The organism is Methyloparacoccus murrellii, assembly GCF_054657115.1.
Genome location: NZ_BAAHXD010000141.1, coordinates 1 through 299, shown reverse-complemented (window position 1 = coordinate 299; position 299 = coordinate 1). Strand labels below are relative to the sequence as shown.

Annotated in this window: 1 protein-coding gene; it reads right to left on the bottom strand. The window is 59.9% G+C overall.

Annotated features, from left to right (window positions below):
- On the bottom strand, nt 1-299 hold a 299-nt coding region (locus tag ACYQ1H_RS15645), incomplete at both ends, for a transposase (RefSeq protein WP_460028963.1).

Sequence of the window (299 nt, the reverse complement as noted above, 5' to 3'; positions counted from 1 at the left end):
CCGTGTGGATCGATGCATTGTCCAGGATTACCACCATCGGCTTCTTGACCCGCTCGATCAGGGCCATGAGAAAACCGAAGAACCACAGGCCAGTCACGCTATGCCACAGCTTCGCCATCATCAACCGCCCCGAGGACAGCAGCGCGCCAATGACATTCAGGCGTTGCGACCGCTTCGATACCACCGCATGCGTTTCACCCACCTTGCTCCAGGCCGAGCGGTTCGGCGGTTGCGGCGCGAAACCCGCCTCATCCACATAAGCCAGCTCAATTTCGCCCGCTTGGGCCTGTTGGATCAGA